Genomic DNA, 19971 nt, shown 5'->3' with positions numbered 1-19971 from the left:
TCAGGCGGCGAGTCGGGAAATGTCGGCGACGCAATTCATCTGCTGATGCAGCGTGCCGAGCAAGGCCAGACGGTTGGCGCGCAACGCCGGATCTTCGGCGTTGACCATCACGTCGTTGAAGAACGTGTCGACCGGTTCGCGCAATGCTGCGAGCGCGGTCAAGGCGCCCGTGTAGTCGCGTGCGGCGAGTTGCGATTGCACACGCGGCGCGACCTGTTCGAGCTGCGCATGCAAGGCTTTTTCCGCCGTTTCGGTCAGCAGCGTGACCTGCACACCGCCGGTCGTGGCGCCGTCCGACTTCTTCAGAATGTTCGAAATGCGCTTGTTGGCCGCAGCGAGCGATGCCGCTTCAACCAGCGTCGCGAATTCGCGCACCGCATCGAGTCGCGCGACGATGTCGTCGAGGCGCGTGGGGTTCAGGGCCAGCACCGCATCGATTTCACCCGGCGCGTGGCCGCGTTCACGCAGCAAGCCGCGCAGACGGTCCATGCAGAACTCGTAGATCGCTTGCGTCGAATCGGCGACGTTCGGCACCGCGGCGAATTGCGCGTAAGCGGTGCGCAGCAGTTCGACGAGATCGACCGGCAACTGCTTCTCGACCAGAATCCGCAGCACGCCGAGCGCATGGCGGCGCAGCGCGAACGGGTCTTTCTCGCCGGTAGGTTGCAGGCCGATGCCCCAGATCCCGACCAGCGTTTCGAGCTTGTCCGCCAGCGCGACGACGGTGCCGGTTGCGGTGGCCGGCAATGCGTCGCCGGAGAAACGCGGTTGATAGTGTTCCGAGCACGCGAGCGCAACTTCTTCCGGCTCGCCGTCGTGGCGCGCGTAGTACGTGCCCATCGTGCCTTGCAGCTCGGGGAATTCGCCGACCATGTCGGTGATCAGATCCGCCTTCGCCAGACGCGCGGCGCGCCTGGCGAGCGCGACATCGGCACCGATCAGCGTGGCAATTGCACCGGCCAGCCCTTCGACGCGCTCGACGCGTTGCAGCGCCGACCCAAGCTTGTTGTGATACACGACGTTCGCGAGCAGCGGCACGCGATCGGCCAGCGGCTTCTTCTTGTCCTGCTCGAAGAAGAACTTGGCGTCGGCCAGACGCGGACGCACCACGCGCTCATTGCCTTCGACGATATCGCCCGGCGTCGCCGTTTCGATATTCGACACGATCAGGAAGCGCGAGCGCAGCTTGCCGTTCGCATCCGTCAGCGCGAAGTACTTCTGGTTCGTCTGCATCGTCAGGATCAGGCATTCCTGCGGCACTTGCAGGAATTCGTCCTCGAAACGGCAGGCGTAGACGATCGGCCATTCGACCAGCGACGTCACTTCGTCGAGCAGCGCTTCCGGCATCACGACCTGGTCGCCGTTCGCTTGCGCGAGCAGATGCGTGCGGATCGTTTCCTTGCGGTCGGCGAAATTCGCGACCACGCGGCCTTTGCGCATCAGCGTCTCGGCGTACGCATCCGCGTGCTGGATCTGCACAAAGCCTTCGGACAGGAAACGGTGGCCGAGCGTGGTGTCGTCGGCGTCGATGCCCAGTGTGCTGACCGGTACGATCTGGTCGCCATGCAGCACTGTCAGACGCTGCGCCGGGCGCACGAACTGGATGTTGGTACCGTCCGGACGCTGATACGTCATCACCTTCGGAATCGGCAGCTTCGACACGGCGAGCGCTTCGTCGAGCGCGGTTTGCAGGCCTTCGGCGAGCGTCGCGCCCGGCGCGGCGTAGCGCAGGAAGAAGGCTTCGGCCTTACCGTCCGACGCGCGTTCCAGGTCGTTCACCGAAAAATCGGGGAAGCCGAGCGCGGCGAGTTTCTTGGCGAGCGGCGCGGTAGGCTGGCCGTCTTTGTCCAGCGCGACGGAAACCGGCAGCACTTTTTCGCGCACGTGTTTTTCCGGCGCGACCGTGCGCACGTTCTTGATCGTGACCGCGAGCCGGCGCGGCGTTGCATAACGTTCGAACGACAGTTCGCCTTCGATCAGATCGCGCGCCGCGAGGCGCTGCGCAATGCCTTCGGCGAATGCGTCGCCGAGACGCGCGAGCGCTTTCGGCGGCAGTTCTTCGGTCAGCAGCTCGACGAGCAGGGTAGCTTGATGGGGATGAGTCATTTCCAGGTGTTCTCGTCAGTCCTGATCGATTTTGCGTTCGACTTTCAGCGGCGGCGCCCACGCGGGCATCGCGGCATCTTGTGCGTCGGTCGTGAGGCCGGGCACGGGGTGCACGGGATTGCCGAGCATCGGGAAGCCGAGCTTTTCGCGCGAGTCGTAGTAAGCCTGTGCAACGAGCTTCGACAGCGCACGGATGCGGCCGATATATGCCGCGCGTTCCGTGACGGAAATCGCGCCGCGCGCGTCGAGCAGGTTGAATGTATGGCCGGCCTTCAGCACCAGTTCATAAGCGGGCAGCGCGATCTGCGCTTCGATCATCCGCTTTGCTTCCGCTTCGTAGCTGTTGAAGATCGAGAACAGCAACTCGACGTTCGCGTACTCGAAGTTGTAGGTCGACTGTTCGACCTCGTTCTGGTGATACACGTCGCCGTAAGTCAGGCGACGGATTTCCGGGCCGTTCGGGCCTTGCTCTTCCCACTCGGTCCAGACCAGGTCGTAGACGTTCTCGACCTTCTGCAAGTACATCGCGAGACGTTCGAGACCGTAGGTGATTTCGCCGAGTACCGGCTTGCAGTCCAGACCGCCGACTTGCTGGAAGTAGGTGAACTGGGTGACTTCCATGCCGTTCAGCCACACTTCCCAGCCGAGGCCCCACGCGCCGAGCGTCGGGTTTTCCCAGTCGTCTTCGACGAAACGCACGTCGTTCTGCTTCAGATCGAAGCCGAGCGCTTCGAGCGAGCCGAGGTACAGGTCGAGGATGTTTTCCGGCGCCGGCTTCAGTACCACCTGGTACTGGTAGTAATGCTGCAGACGGTTCGGGTTCTCGCCGTAGCGGCCGTCTTTCGGGCGGCGCGACGGCTGCACATAGGCGGCTCGCCACGGTTCCGGGCCGATCGCGCGCAGGAACGTGTGGACGTGGGACGTGCCCGCGCCGACTTCCATGTCGATCGGCTGGAGCAACGCGCAACCCTGCTTATCCCAATAGGATTGCAGTGTCAGGATAATTTGCTGAAACGTGAGCATGAAGTGCCTTTCGGGCATAGGGCCGCGCCGCAAGCGCCGAAGCGCGCGAGCTGGCCGTGGAGCGAAGTGCTAAACAGTAGATTTTAACGGAAAGGGAGGGGGGTGTCCGTTTTGCGGGGTCGGACGGGCCTGGAGGGATCTCTAAACGACGAAGGGTCGCGCAAAGCGGCCCTTCGTCGTCAACACCCGAGACTTTGCGACGATCGGCCCACGAGCCGATCGCCACCACTCCCAAATTACGTCGCGGCCAGTTCCATCTTGGGCGCAAACGAATCGCTTTGCGCCACCGGCCACCACTTCTCGTACAAGGAATAACGATAGTTGCCATTGAGCAGATCGTTCGGCTCGAGATACTTCAGCAGTTCCGACATCAACTGCACCTCATGCGACGACACGCGCCGCACGATGTGATGCGCGCGCAGTTCCGCCGGATGCTTGAGCCCCGCTGCCTGAATGATTTCCTTCAACGCGTGCAGCGTGTTGTGATGGAAGTTGAAGACACGGTCAGCCTTGTCCGGCACGACCAAAGCGCGCTGGCGCACCGGATCCTGCGTCGCGACGCCGGTCGGGCAGCGGCCGGTGTGGCAGGTCTGCGCCTGGATGCAGCCGACCGCGAACATGAAGCCGCGCGCCGCGTTGACCCAGTCGGCGCCGATCGCCAGCGTCTTCGTAATGTCGAACGCGGTGATCATCTTGCCGCTCGCGCCGATGCGGATGCGCTGGCGCAAGCCGATACCCACCAGCGTGTTGTGCACCATCAGCAGCCCTTCTTGCAACGGCACGCCGACGTGATCGGTGAATTCCAGCGGCGCGGCGCCCGTACCGCCTTCAGCGCCGTCGACCACGATAAAGTCCGGCAAAATGCCCGTCTCCAGCATCGCCTTCGCAATGCCGAAAAATTCCCACGGATGTCCGATGCACAGCTTGAACCCGGTCGGTTTGCCGCCGGACAGCGTGCGCAGGCGGTCGATAAATTCGAGCAGGCCGCGCGGCGTCGAGAACTCGGAGTGAGTGGCCGGCGAGATGCAGTCGCGGCCCATCGGCACGCCGCGCGTTTCCGCAATCTCCGGTGTGATCTTGGCGGCCGGCAGCACGCCGCCGTGACCGGGTTTGGCGCCTTGCGACAGCTTCACCTCGATCATCTTCACTTGCGGTTCGGCGGCCTGCTTCGCGAACTTCTCCGCGCTGAAGGTGCCGTCGTCGTTACGGCAGCCGAAATAGCCCGACGCGATTTCCCAGATGATGTCGCCGCCATGCTCGCGGTGATATTTCGACATCGAACCTTCGCCGGTGTCGTGCGCGAAGTTGCCTTTCTTCGCGCCGAGGTTCAGCGCCATGATCGCGTTCGCCGACAGCGAACCGAAGCTCATCGCGGACACGTTGAAAATCGACATCGAGTAAGGCTGCGCGCGATCCGGGCCGACCACGATGCGGAAGTCGTGATTGTCGAGCGTCGTCGGCGCGAGGGAGTGGCTGATCCATTCATGCGCGACGGCTTTAACGTCGAGTTCAGTGCCGTAGGGGCGGCTGTCGACGTCGTTCTTCGCGCGCTGATAGACGATGCTGCGTTGCGCGCGAGAGAACGGTTTCTCGTCGGTATCGCCTTCGACGAAATACTGGCGGATTTCCGGCCGGATGAATTCGAACAGGAAACGGAAGTGGCCCCACAGCGGATAGTTGCGCAGAATCGCATGATGCTCCTGCGTCAGATCGAAGATGCCGAGCGCGACGAGCGCCACCGGCACGGCGATCCAGAGCCACGAAATGTGATGCGTCGCGACGAGCGCCGCGCAGACGGCGAGCAGCACGACTGCGCACCACATCGCCAGATAACGTCGAGAAAACATGGGGTCTCCAGTGCAGTGAAGGTCGTCACGGAGGGATCGCCAACGCCGTGGGCGCAAGCGGAATCCGCCGGGAAGGGAAACGAACAGCTGACCTTTTATGGTGAAGCTGCGGCTTGAAGATGAAACGAGCGGGTGAAGCGCGTGCAGCGGCGGTAAGTGCCGCCGCACGATAGGACTTTTGCTTAGCGGGCGGTGAGCAACGCCGCCTTTTGTGGTTGACGCGCAGTCGGCTGCCCGGTCACCGCGTGTTCGATGATGCCGCCGCCCAGACAGACCTCGCCATCGTAGAGCACGGCCGATTGCCCCGGTGTGACAGCCCATTGGGCCGCGTCGAAATTCAGCTCGAACAGGCCCTCGGCGACGCCCGCCGCGCTAGCCGCCGCGCTAAACGTGCAGGGCGCGTCTGCTTGCCGGTAGCGGGTTTTCGCGCCGCACGCGAAGCCTTCCGCCGGCGGTTCGCCCGCCACCCAGCTCGTATTGCCCGCGCAGAGCGTATGGCTCAGCAGCCACGAATGATCGTGACCTTGCGCGACATACAGCGTGTTCGACGCAATATCCTTACCGGCGACGAACCACGGTTCGCCGCTGCCGTCCTTGCTGCCGCCGAGGCCGATGCCCTTGCGTTGACCGAACGTGTAGAACGCGAGACCGATGTGTTCGCCGACTACTTTGCCGTCGGTGGTTTTCATCGGCCCGGGTTGGGTCGGCAGATAGCGATTCAGAAAATCGCGGAACGGCCGTTCGCCGATAAAGCAGATGCCGGTCGAGTCCTTCTTCTTCGCATTCGGCAGCCCGATCTGTTCGGCGATTTCGCGCACTTTGGTTTTCGGAATCTCGCCCAACGGAAACAGCGTCTTCGACAACTGCGCCTGATTCAACCGATGCAGGAAGTACGACTGATCCTTCGTGTGATCGAATGCCTTCAGCAGTTCGAAGCGGCCGTTGTTCTCGCGCACGCGTGCGTAGTGGCCGGTCGCGATGGTTTCCGCGCCGAGCGACATCGCGTGGTCGAGGAAGGCCTTGAACTTGATTTCAGCGTTGCACAGCACGTCCGGATTCGGCGTGCGGCCGGCCGAATATTCGCGCAGGAATTCGGCGAACACGCGGTCCTTGTATTCGGCGGCGAAGTTGACCGCTTCGACGTCGATGCCGATCAGGTCCGCCACCGAGACGACGTCGATCCAGTCCTGCCGCGTCGAGCAGTACTCGCTGTCGTCGTCGTCTTCCCAGTTTTTCATGAACAGGCCGACCACGTCGTAGCCTTGTTCCTTCAGCAGCCACGCGGTGACCGACGAATCGACGCCGCCCGACATGCCTACTACGACTTTCTGCTTGCTCATAAGGTGCTCACTGCGTGCTGCCTGACTTCATTGATCGGTCATTGACCGCGTTTGTGGACTGATTAGGCCCGACCGAATGCGTGTGCACGAAGTCGAGCGGGAAACGCCGGCCCGCGAGGTAATCGTCGATACATTGCATGACGAGCGGCGTGCGGTGCCGTTCGGGACATGCACGCAATTCGTCGGCGCTCATCCACAGCGTGCGGACGATGTCGGGGTCGAGTGCGCGCTTCGCGTCCTCTTCGCCGCTCTTGCCGCAATAGGTGAAGCGCAGATACGTCACGCCTTCATCGCCGGGCCGCTCGATATGGGTCATATACATGCCGACCAGCGCCTCGGGCGTGAACGGATGGGCGGTTTCTTCGAGCGTTTCGCGGATGACCGCTTCCAGAAGCGTTTCGCCCGCCTCCAGATGGCCGGCAGGTTGGTTCAGGCGCAGGCCGTCGACGGTATGTTCCTCGACCACGAGAAAACGTCCGTCACGCTCGACAATGGCCGCAACGGTGACGTGCGGCACCCAGGTTTCCGGTCTCATGGGAGCGCATTTTACCGCCTATGGGCCTGGGCTGCCGGGAAGCGGGCGACCGGCGGGGGGCGACCGGCGGGGGGCGACCGGCGATGGGCGGGGCTGCAACGGGGGCCGTGGGCGGAACATCGACTAGGGCAGCGGCCGGGGCGGTAGCAGGGTTGCCGGCAGCGAGCGCCAGGTGGCCCAGCCAGCAAGCCGCCCCGCAGGGCCAGGACCCCCGGATTGTCCCCGATTTCGGCGAACCCCCCTGTTTCGGTTAAAGTGACGCGTTAGCCGTTGCACTTGCAAGCCGGCGTGCCTCGTCGGCGGATCTGTCGTAAAACAGGAAGTCGAGGAGGAACAACGATGCACATCGGAGTGCCAGCTGAGACGCGCGCGCACGAAACCCGCGTCGCCGCGACGCCCGAAACGGTCAGGAAGTATGTGACCCAGGGCCACCGGGTCACGATCCAGAGCGGCGCCGGCACCGGCGCGAGCTTCCCTGACGATGCCTTTACAGCCGCCGGCGCGGAAATCGTCGATGCGGCCACCGCGTTCGGCGCAGAGCTCGTTCTCAAAGTCCAGTCCCCAACCGATGCCGAGCTGCCGCTTCTGAAGCGCGGCGCGACGCTGGTCGGCATGCTCGATCCTTTCAACGCCGAAAACGCGTTGAAACTCGCCGCGGCCGGCGTCACCGCGTTCGCGCTCGAGGCCGCGCCGCGCACCACCCGCGCGCAAAGCCTCGACGTGCTGTCGTCGCAGGCGAACATCGCCGGGTACAAGGCGGTGCTGGTGGCGGCGACGTTCTACCCGCGCTTCATGCCGATGCTGATGACGGCGGCCGGCACCGTCAAAGCGGCGCGCGTGCTGATTCTCGGCGCGGGCGTGGCCGGTTTGCAGGCGATTGCGACGGCCAAGCGCCTGGGCGCGGTGATCGAAGCGTCCGACGTGCGTCCGGCGGTGAAAGAGCAGATCGAATCGCTAGGCGCCAAGTTTCTCGATGTCCCGTACGAAACCGATGAGGAGCGCGAAGCCGCGCAGGGCGTCGGCGGTTATGCGCGGCCGATGCCGCCAGGCTGGCTGCAACGCCAGTCGGCGCTGGTGCACGAACGCGCGAAACAGGCGGACGTGGTGATCTCGACCGCATTGATCCCGGGCCGCGCCGCGCCGACGCTGATTTCCGTCGAAACCGTCCAGGCGATGAAGCCCGGCTCGGTGCTGGTGGACCTCGCGGCCGGACGCGGCGCCGAATATGACGGCCGGCGCGGCGGCAACTGCCCGTTGACCGAAGCGGACCAGGTCGTCACTAAACACGGCGTGCAGATCGTCGGCTATACGAATCTGGCCTCCATGGTGCCCGCCGATGCGTCGTCCCTGTACGCCCGCAACCTGCTCGACTTCCTCAAGCTGATCATCACGAAGGAAGGGGCGCTGAACATCGATCTCGCAGACGACATCGTCGCGGCCACGCTGCTGGCCCGCGACGGCGAAGTTGCGCGCAAGGCCTGAAGCAAACCACCACTACATAGGAGAGCGGCGATGGAAGTCATCAACCACACCGTCATCAACCTGATCATCTTCGTGCTGGCGATTTACGTCGGCTACCATGTCGTCTGGAACGTCACGCCTGCGCTGCATACGCCGCTGATGGCCGTGACCAATGCGATCTCGGCGATCGTGATCGTCGGCGCGATGCTGGCGACGGGCCTCACGCTGGGCACGCCGGGCAAGTTCTTCGGCACGCTCGCCGTCGCGCTGGCGGCGGTCAACGTATTCGGCGGCTTTCTCGTCACGAGGCGAATGCTGGAGATGTTCCGCAAGAAAGAGCCGAAGAAGCTCCCCGCTGACAAGGCACAATCCACGACCAGGGAGAACGCGTAATGAGTCTGAACGTCGTCACGCTGCTTTATCTGGTTGCGTCGGTCTGCTTCATTCAGGCGCTCAAGGGGCTGTCGAATCCGAAGACGGCGCGCGTCGGCAACACCTTCGGCATGGTCGGGATGGCGATCGCGATCCTGACGACCCTCGTGCTGATCACCAAACAGGCTGCCGCGCTCGGCTCGAATCTCGGCCTGGGACTCGGCCTGCTGCTGGTCGCGCTGGTGATTGGCGGCGCTGTCGGTGCGTTCGTTGCCGCGCGCGTCGAGATGACCAAGATGCCGGAACTGGTCGCGGCGATGCACTCGCTGATCGGTCTCGCGGCGGTGTGCATCGCGTATGCGGTGGTGTCGGAGCCGTCGGCGTTCGGTCTCGTCGATCCCGAGAATCCGGTGCCGGGCTTCCTGCCGTATGGCAACCGGGTCGAACTGTTCATCGGCACGTTCGTCGGCGCGATTACGTTCTCCGGTTCGGTGATCGCGTTCGGCAAGCTGTCGGGCAAGTACAAGTTCCGGCTCTTCCAGGGCGCGCCGGTCGTCTATGCGGGGCAGCATCTGATCAACCTGATGCTGGCGATCGCGATGCTCGGCTTCGGCGCGATCTTCTTCCTCACGCAGTCGTGGCTGCCGTTCATCCTCATGACGGCGATCGCGTTCGCGCTCGGGGTGCTGATCATCATTCCGATCGGCGGCGCGGACATGCCGGTGGTCGTGTCGATGCTCAATTCGTATTCGGGCTGGGCGGCGGCGGGTATCGGTTTCTCGCTGAACAATCCGATGCTGATCATCGCGGGTTCGCTGGTGGGTTCGTCCGGTGCGATCCTGTCGTACATCATGTGCCGTGCGATGAACCGCTCGTTCTTCAACGTGCTTCTCGGCGGCTTCGGCAACGAACCGGGCGCAGCCGCTGCGGGTGGTGCGGCGGAACAGCGTCCGGTGAAAGCCGGTTCGGCCGACGATGCGTCGTTCATGCTCGGCAATGCCGAAACCGTGGTGATCGTGCCGGGTTACGGCTTGGCGGTGGCGCGTGCGCAGCATGCGTTGAAGGAACTCACCGACAAGCTGGTCGAGAAGGGCATCGAGGTGAAATACGCGATTCACCCGGTGGCCGGACGGATGCCGGGGCACATGAACGTGCTGCTCGCGGAAGCCGAAGTGCCGTACGACATGGTGTTCGAAATGGACGACATCAACGGCGAGTTCGGCCAGGTCGACGTGGTGCTGGTGCTCGGCGCGAACGACGTCGTGAATCCGGCGGCGAAGAACGATCCGAAGTCGCCGATTGCCGGCATGCCGATCATCGAGGCGTACAAGGCGCGTACCGTGATCGTCAATAAACGTTCGATGGCAGCGGGTTACGCCGGCCTCGACAACGACCTGTTCTACATGGACAAGACGATGATGGTGTTCGGCGATGCGAAGAAGGTGATCGAGGATATGGTGAAGTCAGTGGAGTAACGCGCCTCGGCGGTTTGCGGCCTGCCAGGCGGCAGGTCGCGACCCTCACTGCCGCTTTGCGCCGACATGTCGCAAAAGATCCGCCAGCCGTCTGCCTTCCTGGTCCGGATAGTGTTCGAGCACCTGCAGATTCTGGATCTTCTCCAGTCCGAAATTGCGGAAGTCGCTACGTAATTCACACCAGGCGCCAAGTGTCCAGCGTGCGCCCCAATAGGCGAGCGCCAGCGGCCATACGCGCCGCTCGGTGGCCGCGCCGTTCACATCGGTGTACGCAAAGCTCACTACTTGACGGCCGTCGATCGCGCGATGCAGCGCGTCTACCTTCGCGGAAAAATCCGCTTTGATGTGAAACGACGGCGCGAAGATGGCCAGGCGCTCGAGCTTCGCGCGTTTGTCGGCGGGCATCGCCGACGCGATCTTCGCCAACGCGCCGCGCGCACCGCTCGCAAAGCCGGCGCCGCCCCACGATTCGAGCATTCGCGCGCCTGCCGCGAGTGCGGCCAGTTCGTCGGCGGTGAAGGTGAGCGGCGGCAAGCTCGCCGCACGGCTTAACCGGTAGCCGATGCCGGCTTCGCCTTCGATCGGCACACCTGAGAGTTGCAGATCGCGCACGTCGCGATAGACCGTGCGCAACGAGATGTTGAGCCAGTCGGCGAGTTGTTGCGCGGTGGTCAGACGCCGTCCGCGCAGCAGTTCGGCGATCTGGAACAGGCGGTCGGCGCGGCGCGTCATCGTGGGCGTCTTGTAGAAAAGAACAGGAACAGTCCCGCGATGATAGCGCCGCACGCCGCGCTCCGGTCGGTATTCAGATCGGTTGACGATTCGCCGCCGTCGCAGCTTGGCCGTTTAACCGTTGGTTTGCGAATGCAGGCCGAGACGGTTGCCTTCCGTATCGGTGAAGAACGCGATGTAGCCGATGTCCTGCGGCAGCTTGATCACCGGTCCATCGGTCTTGCCACCGGCCTGTTCGACGCGGGCGAGCGTGGCGTCGACGGTCGGTTGCGCGTTCAGATAGACGAGAACGCCGTCGTCGGTCGGCGTCATCGACGGGCTGTGGACGATCGCGCCGCCGGTGGCCGGCTCCTCGTAGCCGAAGATCGCGATCGGCTGGCCGCCGACTTCCTGGCGATTCAGTTTGACGTCGAGCGCCGTTTCATAAAAGCGAACAGCGCGATCGAAATCGACCGACGGAATCTCGAACCATGCAACAACTTTGGATGATGCGGACATGTCACTCTCCTGTGGATGGGGGTAAGCCGTGCAAAGCGCCGGATGGCGTGAGAAGGAGTGTGCAGGGGGGCTACTGACAGCGTGCTGTCAGTAGGGCGTGACGGAAGTGCGAATAGATACGAGCGCGTGCAGACGAAAAAAAGCCGCGAACCTCTGAGGTTCGCGGCTTTTTCAGCAAGGCTGTTGCGCTACGGGCTTAAGCCGCCGGCGTATCGTTCTGCGGCCGTTGCCGGACACTGCCGGCGATCAGATCGAAGCGGAACAACCGGCATTCGAGCGCGCCATTGAAGAGCGGTGTTTTGGTCGACTCGCGCAGACGCAACTGGCCAGGCAGCTTGCGATCCGACGTGAGAATAAACGCGTGCCAGCCGGTGAAGCGCTGCTTTAGCGCATCGCCGAACGACTGGAAAAACTCGCTGTCCGGTGCTTCTTCCTGAGCGCGGCGGAAGCCGTCGTCTTCGCGGCTTTCACGATTTCCCCGGCCTTCGCGGATTTCGCCGCGCGCGTTGCGGCCGCGCACTTCGATCCGTTCGCCGTACGGCGGATTCGCGACGAGAATGCCCGGCTCAGACGAGGGCGCCGTCATGCCGCGCGCGTCGACCTGTTTGAGCGGAATGGAAGGCAGACCGGCGCGCTGGAAGTTGGCGCGCGCTTTGTCCAACATGTCGCCGGAAATATCGCTGCCGAAGATCTGCAGATCGGCGCGCGAATTGCGGGCGGCGTGTTTGGCGTCGAGCGCGGCAGCCTTCAGCGTTTGCCATGTCCTGGCTTCGTATTGCTTGAGCTTTTCGAAGCCGAAGCGGCGTTCGGCACCGGGCGCGATATTCAGCGCGACTTGCGCGGCTTCCGCGAGGAACGTGCCGCTGCCGCACATCGGGTCGTACAGCGGCGTGCCGGCAGTCCAGCCGGTCAGACGCAGGATGCCCGCCGCGAGGTTCTCGCGCAGCGGCGCCGCGCCCTTGTCCAGGCGCCAGCCGCGCTTGAAGAGCGGATCGCCGGAGGTGTCGAGGTAGAGCGTGCAATCGGTGGCGGTGAGGAAGGCGAACACGCGCACATCGGGCATGCCGGTGTCGATACTCGGACGCGCGCCGCTGACTTCACGCAGACGGTCGCAGATCGCGTCCTTGACACGCAGGGTCGCGAATTCGAGACTGCGCAGCGGCGATTTGATCGCGGTAACGTCCACGCGCAGCGTTTCGTTCGCCGAGAACCACTGTTCCCAACGCTGTTCGAGCGCGAGTGCGTAGATATCCTGCTCGCTGCGATACGGCCGATGCGCGATTTTCAGCAGCACGCGGCTCGCGAGGCGCGAATGCAGGTTGGCGGCCATGCCGGCGGCCCAGCCCCCGCGGAAATGCACGCCGCCCGGAACTTGTGCGCCGGCCGTGAACGGCGCGCCGTTCAGATGGTTCGCGGCAATTTCGGCGAGTTCGGCGGCGAGCGAAGCTTCGAGGCCGCGCGGACAGGGAAGGAAGAAGTCAAAGGACATTGAGGTTGCCGGAAGGCGTTAGATAAGGCGCTATTGTACGCGGTCGGGGTGAGGCGCCCGGGTGCGCACCGGCCACACCAGTTCGAGCGGACGCTGGAACACGCGTTGCCAGATCGCGCCGCGCAGCGAGCGCACCGTGGTGCGCCGCAAATCGCGCGATTTCACCGCCATGTAGAAGGCGAGCGCGAAGCTCACGGCCACGTTCAGTATCGCCATGCTGCCGACCCCCGCGACCGCCCACCACAGCTCCGGCAACTCCAACGCGCCTTTACCGAGCACGCCGAGCGCGACACCGATCGAGCCGGCGCTGAGCGTGACGTGGCGCACTTCGAAAGCGAACGCGAAGGCGGTGAGGATTGCCGGCACGAGCCCGAGCATCAGGCCGAGGGTGATATTGCCCGCGGCGCCCGCCACATTCGAGCGGCAGAATTGCGCGAGGCGGGCGGCGCCGGCCGCACCGAGCGTCATGCGCAGCCGCCGGTTGTAAGCGAGCGCATCGGCCACGCGATGCAGGACGAACCAGTTGTCCGCCCAACCCGCGAGCAGGCTCGACGACCATAGCAGCACGCCGGTCAGCGCCGCATAGAACGGCGTCGGCCCGAGCAGCGAGAAGGAGTGCAGCGTCGCGTGGGCTTTCTCCGGCGAGATGAGGTTGCCGTTGAAGAGCGTGTGCCACAGCAATTGCACGCCGAGGCACACCGGGAACACCAGCAGTACGTTGCCGAGCACCGCTGCCGCTTGCGTGCGGATCAGCGCGGTCACAGAACTCACGAAGCTGTCGACGCCGGCCGGCGTGCCGGTCCCGTCGAGTTCGCGCGCGAGGGTGGGCGCGGTCATCGCCGGCTGTTTGGTGGCGAGCGTGAAGTGCAGGAAGTGCATCAGCATGAAGCTGGCCGCGTAGTTGATGCCGGCCAGCAGGCCTTCGAACATCGCTTGCAGATGCGCGCCGGTGATCGCGAATTTCATGCATACCGTGACGACGGTCACGAGTCCGCCGCCGGCCGCCATGCGCAGCATCTTCAGGTATTCGGCGCGATCGCGCGCGATGTAGTGTTCGCCAGTGTCGGCGCTGTATTCGACGACCTTGCGTGCGAGCAGCGAGAAATTGCTGCGCACCAGGTGGGCAACGCTTTGGCTCGCATGATTCGCGTTCACGAGCTCGGCGGTCAGACGCGCGCCGGCGTGCGGATCGTCCTGCGCCATCCATGCGTTCAGCAGATGCTCGGCGCGCACGATGCGCATGCGCATCCGCTCGACCTGAAACACGATATCGACGCTGACACCGTTGCGATAGAGATGCGCGAAGACGTTGTCGGTGGCGCTGCGGCATTCGTCGAGCAGCAGACGCAGAAAGTTGACCTCATGCAGCAGCTTGTCTTGCGGGCCGCCTTCGACGACCGCCTGATGCGCGGCTTCGACGGCGAGCATCGCGCGCGTGAGCCGGTAGAACGGCTGCTTTTCCATCGCGACGCGCACATCGCCGGCATCGCGGACATCGACTTCACCGAGACGGCTACGCACGGTTTGCGACAGACCGGTCGAGCTGATCTGGCAGGTGAGGTTGTGCAGGGCGGCCAGCAGGTCGAGCGAGAACGGTGTGGTTTCGCGCTGCTCGTGTTCGTCTTCGTCTTGCGCGTAGTCGAAGAGGGCGTGGATGCGGGTGAGCAGATCGGTCGGTATTGCGTCGATCCACTCGGCGTCGCGCTCGGCGCTGAACATCAGCGTGACGATCGCGGTGAGATCGCGCCGGTTCGGCGCGGGCGGAATCAGCGAGGCTTCGAGTCGTTCGAACATGGCGCCGAAGAAGGCCGAGTGGACTGGCATGCCTGCATCGCAGAGGAGCGAGAGGCTGTCGCTTTCGCGTAGCAGCGCGCGGAGGATGCCGGCGACGTTTGCCTTCCAGGCTGGATTGCGGTCCAGAACGTTGAGCAGATAACGGATTCTTGTGTGCGCGGGGATTGAGCGCGAATCGGATGTGGTGTCCGATGCGGTGCTGGATCCGGCCGGTTGCACGGCGCCCCCGCGGCGGATCCAATGCGCGAGCTCGATCAGCCACTCACTGCGGTCAGGGTATGGCGCTGTCTTGTCAGCGATCGCTAGCAGCGCGTCTAGCTGGTGGCCGCTGTCGCGAGAGGCGCGCCATTTTTTGATGAATCTTTGGATAGTGGTGAACATTGCTTTTTTGCCTGCGGCGCTGGGTGGTCGTTAGCGGGAAGGATATGGCATGTTGTTTTTCTTCTGGTTGAGGTTTTGCATTTTTTTCTTTTTTGCCTTTTGCGGCGGCATTCTTCTGTGTGCCTACGGCGTTGGCCTTTCCTTGATTTGATATTGGTTTATTAGCGTCGCCCCTGTGCGGGGCAGGCACTTACTTTCTTTGCCGCCGCAAAGAAAGTAAGCAAAGAAAGCGGCTTCACACCGCTAATTCTTAAGCGGGTCCCCTGGCTTGGAGGAGGCAGTGGAGCATCTGGAATCAGTGTTCTCGCACACTCCGCGCTGGTGACAAGGCAGTCATTCTTCCGGCGGCGCTGCGCGCGCCGTAGCGGTACTTCTCAACACCATCCGTCATTTTCGTGTCAACGTTTTGCCTGGTAAGGTGGTCCGCATTTGGGTGGATTTGTAGCGATCGGCGCGTACCTTTCTCAGTACCGTAGCAACCTCTGCGTCTTGCCGAATTACCGCTGGGTGTCACTTTTCCGCAAACCGCAAATCGCCTCGGCGCCTCGCCGAGGCGAAGCCGATGGCTCCCACCAAACCAAAACGAAGCCCCTGGTTTCCCTTGCAGACCGTCCCGGCGAGCACGTAGTGCGAGGCGGGAAGGATGATGCCGAAGGCGCACACGCCCCATCGGTTTTGAGAAGTACCGCCACGGCGCGCGCAGCGCCGCCGGAAGAATGACTGCCTTGTCACCAGCGCGGAGTGTGCGAGAACACCGATTCCAGATGCTCCACTGCCTCCTCCAAGCCAGGGGACCCGCTTAAGAATTAGCGGTGTGAAGCCGCTTTCTTTGCTTACTTTCTTTGCGGCGGCAAAGAAAGTAAGTGCCTGCCCCGCACAGGGGCGAAGCTAATAGACCACTAAGAAATCAAGGAAAGGCCAACGCCGTAGGCACACAGAAGAATGCCGCCGCAAAAGGCAAAAAAACCTTAACTAGCAGTACCAACAGCAGAAGGACAAGCAGGCACTGCCACCACAACACCAGCCCCCTTGCCAGTGGAACTGGCCCGACCCTGCGGAGCAGCAACAGCCATCGCCTTCACCCCAGCAGCAACTTGCAACGAAATCTGCTGCAGCGCCAACCGGTGCCCATTAACGAGAGCGTCATAACCGCCGCCAACCGGCTCACTAACAACACTTCGACAAGTCATCACAGCAGTACTGCGTACAGCCCGTACGCTCCAAACCGCGTCGATCAACGCATGCGACCCCGGCCATGACTCGAACCGTTGCACATTCATGCTGACCCGATAAACCGGCACCGCATCCGGATAAGCCGTGCCATACACATCGATCGTGCCGAGCTGTTGCGTGAGACTGGTCGACAAAGCCCGACGAATCTCATCACCGGGCAACGAAGCCCAGCGCTCCTGCTCCAGTACCTGGACCTGCGTGGGTCCCGTCTGCACGACGAGCTGATTCTTGGCCACTTGAGGCGGCACATCGATCGGCGCAACCTCGATCAGCCAAGCCGGCGCAGCCGAAGTCCGAGCGCTGACCGGAGCCGCCGACACAGACGCAGCAGCGGAAACAGTGCCGCCATCGCCCAGCGTATAAAACCGGCTAGTGGGCGACGAACACGCCGCCATCGCCACCAGTCCGGCCAGAGCGCCAACATAAGCGGCGCCGCGCACGAGCCCGCGCGGCGGGCGGGGGAGCCGGGCAAACATCATGGTTTATCTCCTGTTTTACCGCGCAACAGCGATTCCGGATGACGCTCCAGATAGTCCGACAGCGCATTCAGCGACTGCAACGTGCGCGTCAACTCCTGCAACGCCTGATGAACATCCGACTGCAACGGTGAATCCTGCTGCAACGTCGCCTCGGCCGAACCGAAGGTCTGCTTCGCAGCCGCCAAGGTGTCGCGCGCCTGCGGCACGACTTCCTTGTCGAGCCGCGTGAAGAGCTGGTCGGCGTTCTTCAGCGCGCTGTTCAGGTTCGTACCGATCTGGTCGAACGGCACCTTGTCGAGCTTCTTCGCAATGTCGGCGACTTGCAGTTGCAGTTCGTCGAGCGTGTTCGGAATCGTCGGCAACTCAAGCGGGTCGCCCGTCACGTCGACCGTGGCCGGCGGCGCCTTCGGGAAGATGTCGAGCGCGACGTACAACTGGCTCGTGATCAGGTTGCCGGTACGCAACTGGCCACGCAGACCATGCTTGACGAGCTGCTGCAGCAAGTTCTGCCCAGCCAGCGTGCCCGGTGTCGGCGCCGATTCGCGGAAGCGCCTGCCGAGGCGGTCCGGGTACAGGTTCATCGTCACCGGCATCGTGAAGGTACGCGTCTTCGGATCGTAGTCGATGCCGATGTTGGACACCTGGCCGAGCACAATGCCGCGGAAGTCGACCGGCGCGCCGACCGACAGCCCGCGCAGCGACTGGTTGAAGTTCATTACCACACGCAACGGCACGCCGTCCGGTTCGCGCATTGCGTCCACTTCGTCGGAACCGAGGCGGAAGGTCGTGTTGTTCGGCGCCTGCGCGCCCACGCCCTGGCCCTGCGGCGACTGGAACGACAGGCCGCCGACGACCACGGTCGCGAGCGACTGGGTGTTCAGCTTGAAGCCGCTCGAATCGAGCCGCAAATCGACGCCGCTCGCATGCCACCAGCGCGTGTTGGTGCCGACGTACTGGTCGAACGGCGCCGCCACGAACACCTGCATTGTCACGCCGGTGCCGTCCTTGTCGAGCGAGAAGCCGACCACCTGGCCGACCTGCACGCGCCGGTAGAAAATCGGCGAGCCGATGTCGATCGAGCCGAGCGAGTCGCCGTGCAGGACGAATTGATGGCCCTTCTGGTCGCCGGTGATGGGCGGCGGCGTTTCGAGGCCGACGAAGCGCGATTCGCTGTCCGGCGAATGGCCGGCGTCCGCGCCGATGTATGCGCCCGACAGCAGCGTGCTGAGCCCCGATACGCCGCTCGCGCCGACCCGCGGCCGCACCACCCAGAAGCGCGAATCCTTGACCGCGAAGTCCTCGGCTTCCTTGGTGAGCAGCACCTGGACCAGCACGTGCGACAGATCCTTCGACAGCGTGATGGTCTTCACCGAGCCGACGTCGACGTCCTTGTACTTGACTTTGGTCTTGCCGGGCTCGAGTCCTTCGGCGCTGGTGAAAGAGATGGTGATGGTCGGGCCTCTTTCGGTCACCGACTTGATCACGAGCGCGACGCCGATCAGCGCGGCAATCAGCGGAATCACCCAGACCAGCGAGGGCAGCCAGCGGCGGCGCGGCTCGATCTCGGGGTCTGGCAGTTGGGGCGGCAGTCTGGGTCCGTTCGAATCGTTGCGCGGCGCATCGGAGGCGGGCGTCGGTCCTTGCGGGCTAGTCATGGTTGAGGTCCTGAGGTTTTTGGGTACTGCCTTCCACGTTGTCCCAGATGAGCCGTGGATCGAATTGCATGGATGCCATCATGGTCAGAATCACCACCGAGCCGAAGGCAAGGGCGCCCGGCCCGGCCGTGATGACAGCAAGCGACTTGAAGCGCACCAGCGCGACTGTCAGCGTGACGACGAAGACGTCGAGCATCGACCAGCGCCCGATCCGTTCGACCATCCGGTACAGCGTGGTGCGCTGCTCCGGCCGCCAGTGCGAGCGGCGCTGCGCAGTGACGGTGAGCAGCAGCAGCACGCTGAGCTTGAGCATCGGCACCATGATGCTGGCGACGAACACGATCACCGCTAGTGGCCAGTCGCCGGAGGTCCAGAAATAGACGACGCCGCTCATGATGGTGTCGTCTTCGGATCCGAGCAGCGATGAGGTGTGCATCACCGGCAACAGATTCGCCGGAATATACAGCAAGGCCGCCGCGATCAATAACGCCCAGGTGCGCATCAGGCTATCGGGATTGCGCCGGTGCAGTACCGCGCCGCAACGGCTGCAATGCTGCGGGGTGACGGAGCGGATGCGCGGCTCGACACGTCCGCACGCATGGCAGGAGACCAGACCCGCACGCATCGCGGTGACGTATTTCATCGTGTGCTCATCCCTGATGCGGTGCCGGTGGCACACCGGGTTGGCCGGTGGAAGGCGTGGGGGACTCCGCCGCGATATCGACGACGGCCGCCGCGCTGTCGGCCTCGGTGCGCGGCAGCGGGCGCTGCTTTCGGTCGCCCATTTCGTCTGCGAGGTCCCACAGAATGCGCGGGTCGAAAGTGACGACCACTGCGAACATCAGCGTCAGCGCGCCGAAGGCGAACAGCGCCGCTTCGGGAATCACGCGCGCGAGACTCACCATCTTCACGATCGTGATCAGCACGCCGAGCATGAACACTTCGATCATCCCCCACGGCCGGACGAATTGAATGGCGCGCAGTACGCGGTTGAAGGCCGGCGGCACATAGCCGGCGCGCAGCGGGATCAACACATAGAGGAGTGCGAGCAGTTCGATCAGCGGAAACAGGATGGTCGAACAGAACACCATGATCGCCACGATCTGCATGTCCTCGTTCCATAACGCGACGAGCGCGCCGAACAGCGAGGTCTGCGAGGTGATGCCGTTGGTTTCCAGTTCGAGGATCGGGAAGCCTTGGGCGATCAGGAAGGTGAATAGCGCGGCGAGGGTCATCGCGGTGATGCTGTCGAGCTTGCGGGAGATGCCGCGATAGAGCGTCGCGCCGCAGCGCGGACAGCGCGCGACCATACGCCCGACAAGCGGTGGCTTGCGGAACAGCGTATCGCACTCATGGCACGCGATCAGGTTGTCATGTTCCATACGGCACAGGGGCTAACGACGTGAGGGGAGGCGTGCAATGCCGGTTCTCAAGGCGGGACAGGCAAAAACGTGGAGCAAAACGTGAAGCAATAGTACCAAACGCGCCTGGCCGCTGCGCTCAATGCGGCTGTGAGCCATGCCGGGCCGGCATTTGAATTAATCTTACATA

At 63.5% G+C, this 19971-nt stretch carries 17 protein-coding genes; 3 read left to right on the top strand and 14 right to left on the bottom strand.

All coding sequences use genetic code 11. From position 1 onward, the window contains the following. The 5 genes from glyS to WN982_RS17755 form a co-directional block, all read right to left on the bottom strand. Nucleotides 1-2106 (bottom strand): glycine--tRNA ligase subunit beta, encoded by a 2106-nt coding sequence (gene glyS, locus WN982_RS17775; protein ID WP_341313224.1) that lies wholly within the window; start codon nt 2104-2106, stop codon nt 1-3. Nucleotides 2107-2121: 15 nt separating this feature from the next. Then, nucleotides 2122-3129, bottom strand: a complete 1008-nt coding sequence (gene glyQ, locus WN982_RS17770; protein WP_341315832.1) for a glycine--tRNA ligase subunit alpha — start codon at nt 3127-3129, stop codon at nt 2122-2124. A gap of 236 nt (nt 3130-3365) precedes the next feature. Beyond that, the gene (locus tag WN982_RS17765) at nt 3366-4976 is read right to left on the bottom strand and encodes a glutamate synthase-related protein (RefSeq protein ID WP_341313223.1); all 1611 of its coding nucleotides are present in this window, start codon (nt 4974-4976) and stop codon (nt 3366-3368) included. A 182-nt stretch (nt 4977-5158) separates the two neighbouring features. Next, nucleotides 5159-6316: a tRNA 2-thiouridine(34) synthase MnmA gene (gene mnmA, locus WN982_RS17760; protein WP_341313222.1), complete on the bottom strand. Its 1158-nt coding sequence runs from the start codon at nt 6314-6316 to the stop codon at nt 5159-5161. 7 nt (nt 6317-6323) lie between these two features. After that, a complete protein-coding gene (locus WN982_RS17755; protein WP_341313221.1) occupies nt 6324-6851 on the bottom strand; it encodes an NUDIX hydrolase in 528 nt (175 codons plus the stop codon). A 339-nt stretch (nt 6852-7190) separates the two neighbouring features. On the opposite strand from WN982_RS17755, the gene WN982_RS17750 reads away from it, so the two are divergent. Genes WN982_RS17750 through WN982_RS17740 form a run of 3 tightly spaced genes read left to right on the top strand, consistent with a single transcriptional unit; the run spans nt 7191 to nt 10159 of the window. Next, entirely contained in the window at nt 7191-8333 is a 1143-nt protein-coding gene (locus WN982_RS17750) for a Re/Si-specific NAD(P)(+) transhydrogenase subunit alpha (RefSeq protein ID WP_341313220.1), read from the top strand. 30 nt (nt 8334-8363) lie between these two features. Further along, nucleotides 8364-8705, top strand: coding sequence for an NAD(P) transhydrogenase subunit alpha (locus tag WN982_RS17745; RefSeq protein WP_341313219.1), 342 nt, complete (start codon nt 8364-8366; stop codon nt 8703-8705). Next, nucleotides 8705-10159, top strand: coding sequence for an NAD(P)(+) transhydrogenase (Re/Si-specific) subunit beta (locus tag WN982_RS17740; protein ID WP_341313218.1), 1455 nt, complete (start codon nt 8705-8707; stop codon nt 10157-10159). The genes WN982_RS17745 and WN982_RS17740 overlap by 1 nt, the downstream gene beginning before the upstream one ends. Nucleotides 10160-10204: 45 nt before the next feature. On the opposite strand, the gene WN982_RS17735 is transcribed toward WN982_RS17740, so the two are convergent. The 9 genes from WN982_RS17735 to WN982_RS17695 form a co-directional block, all read right to left on the bottom strand. After that, nucleotides 10205-10945 carry a YafY family protein gene (locus WN982_RS17735; RefSeq protein WP_341313217.1) on the bottom strand — a complete coding sequence of 247 codons (741 nt, stop codon included), beginning with the start codon at nt 10943-10945 and terminating at the stop codon, nt 10205-10207. A gap of 60 nt (nt 10946-11005) precedes the next feature. After that, nucleotides 11006-11389, bottom strand: coding sequence for a VOC family protein (locus WN982_RS17730; RefSeq protein ID WP_341313216.1), 384 nt, complete (start codon nt 11387-11389; stop codon nt 11006-11008). A 196-nt stretch (nt 11390-11585) separates the two neighbouring features. After that, nucleotides 11586-12878, bottom strand: a complete 1293-nt coding sequence (locus tag WN982_RS17725; RefSeq protein ID WP_341313215.1) for a class I SAM-dependent RNA methyltransferase — start codon at nt 12876-12878, stop codon at nt 11586-11588. A gap of 30 nt (nt 12879-12908) precedes the next feature. Continuing rightward, complete coding sequence (locus WN982_RS17720; protein ID WP_341313214.1) at nt 12909-15053, bottom strand: site-specific recombinase; 2145 nt, start codon at nt 15051-15053, stop codon at nt 12909-12911. After that, nucleotides 14965-15243 (bottom strand): hypothetical protein, encoded by a 279-nt coding sequence (locus WN982_RS17715; RefSeq protein WP_341315870.1) that lies wholly within the window; start codon nt 15241-15243, stop codon nt 14965-14967. The genes WN982_RS17720 and WN982_RS17715 overlap by 89 nt, the downstream gene beginning before the upstream one ends. A 778-nt stretch (nt 15244-16021) precedes the next feature. After that, complete coding sequence (locus tag WN982_RS17710; protein WP_341313213.1) at nt 16022-16765, bottom strand: PqiC family protein; 744 nt, start codon at nt 16763-16765, stop codon at nt 16022-16024. Next, entirely contained in the window at nt 16762-18420 is a 1659-nt protein-coding gene (locus tag WN982_RS17705) for an MlaD family protein (RefSeq protein WP_341313212.1), read from the bottom strand. Before WN982_RS17705 ends, WN982_RS17710 begins: the two co-directional genes overlap by 4 nt. After that, the gene (locus WN982_RS17700) at nt 18413-19063 is read right to left on the bottom strand and encodes a paraquat-inducible protein A (protein ID WP_341313211.1); all 651 of its coding nucleotides are present in this window, start codon (nt 19061-19063) and stop codon (nt 18413-18415) included. The genes WN982_RS17705 and WN982_RS17700 overlap by 8 nt, the downstream gene beginning before the upstream one ends. 7 nt (nt 19064-19070) lie before the next feature. Continuing rightward, a complete protein-coding gene (locus WN982_RS17695) occupies nt 19071-19802 on the bottom strand; it encodes a paraquat-inducible protein A (RefSeq protein WP_341313210.1) in 732 nt (243 codons plus the stop codon). Between the last annotated feature and the right edge of the window lie 169 nt (nt 19803-19971).

This window comes from Paraburkholderia sp. IMGN_8 (genome assembly GCF_038050405.1).
In the GTDB taxonomy this organism is placed as follows: domain Bacteria; phylum Pseudomonadota; class Gammaproteobacteria; order Burkholderiales; family Burkholderiaceae; genus Paraburkholderia.
This window is presented reverse-complemented; position numbering and strand designations above follow the sequence as displayed.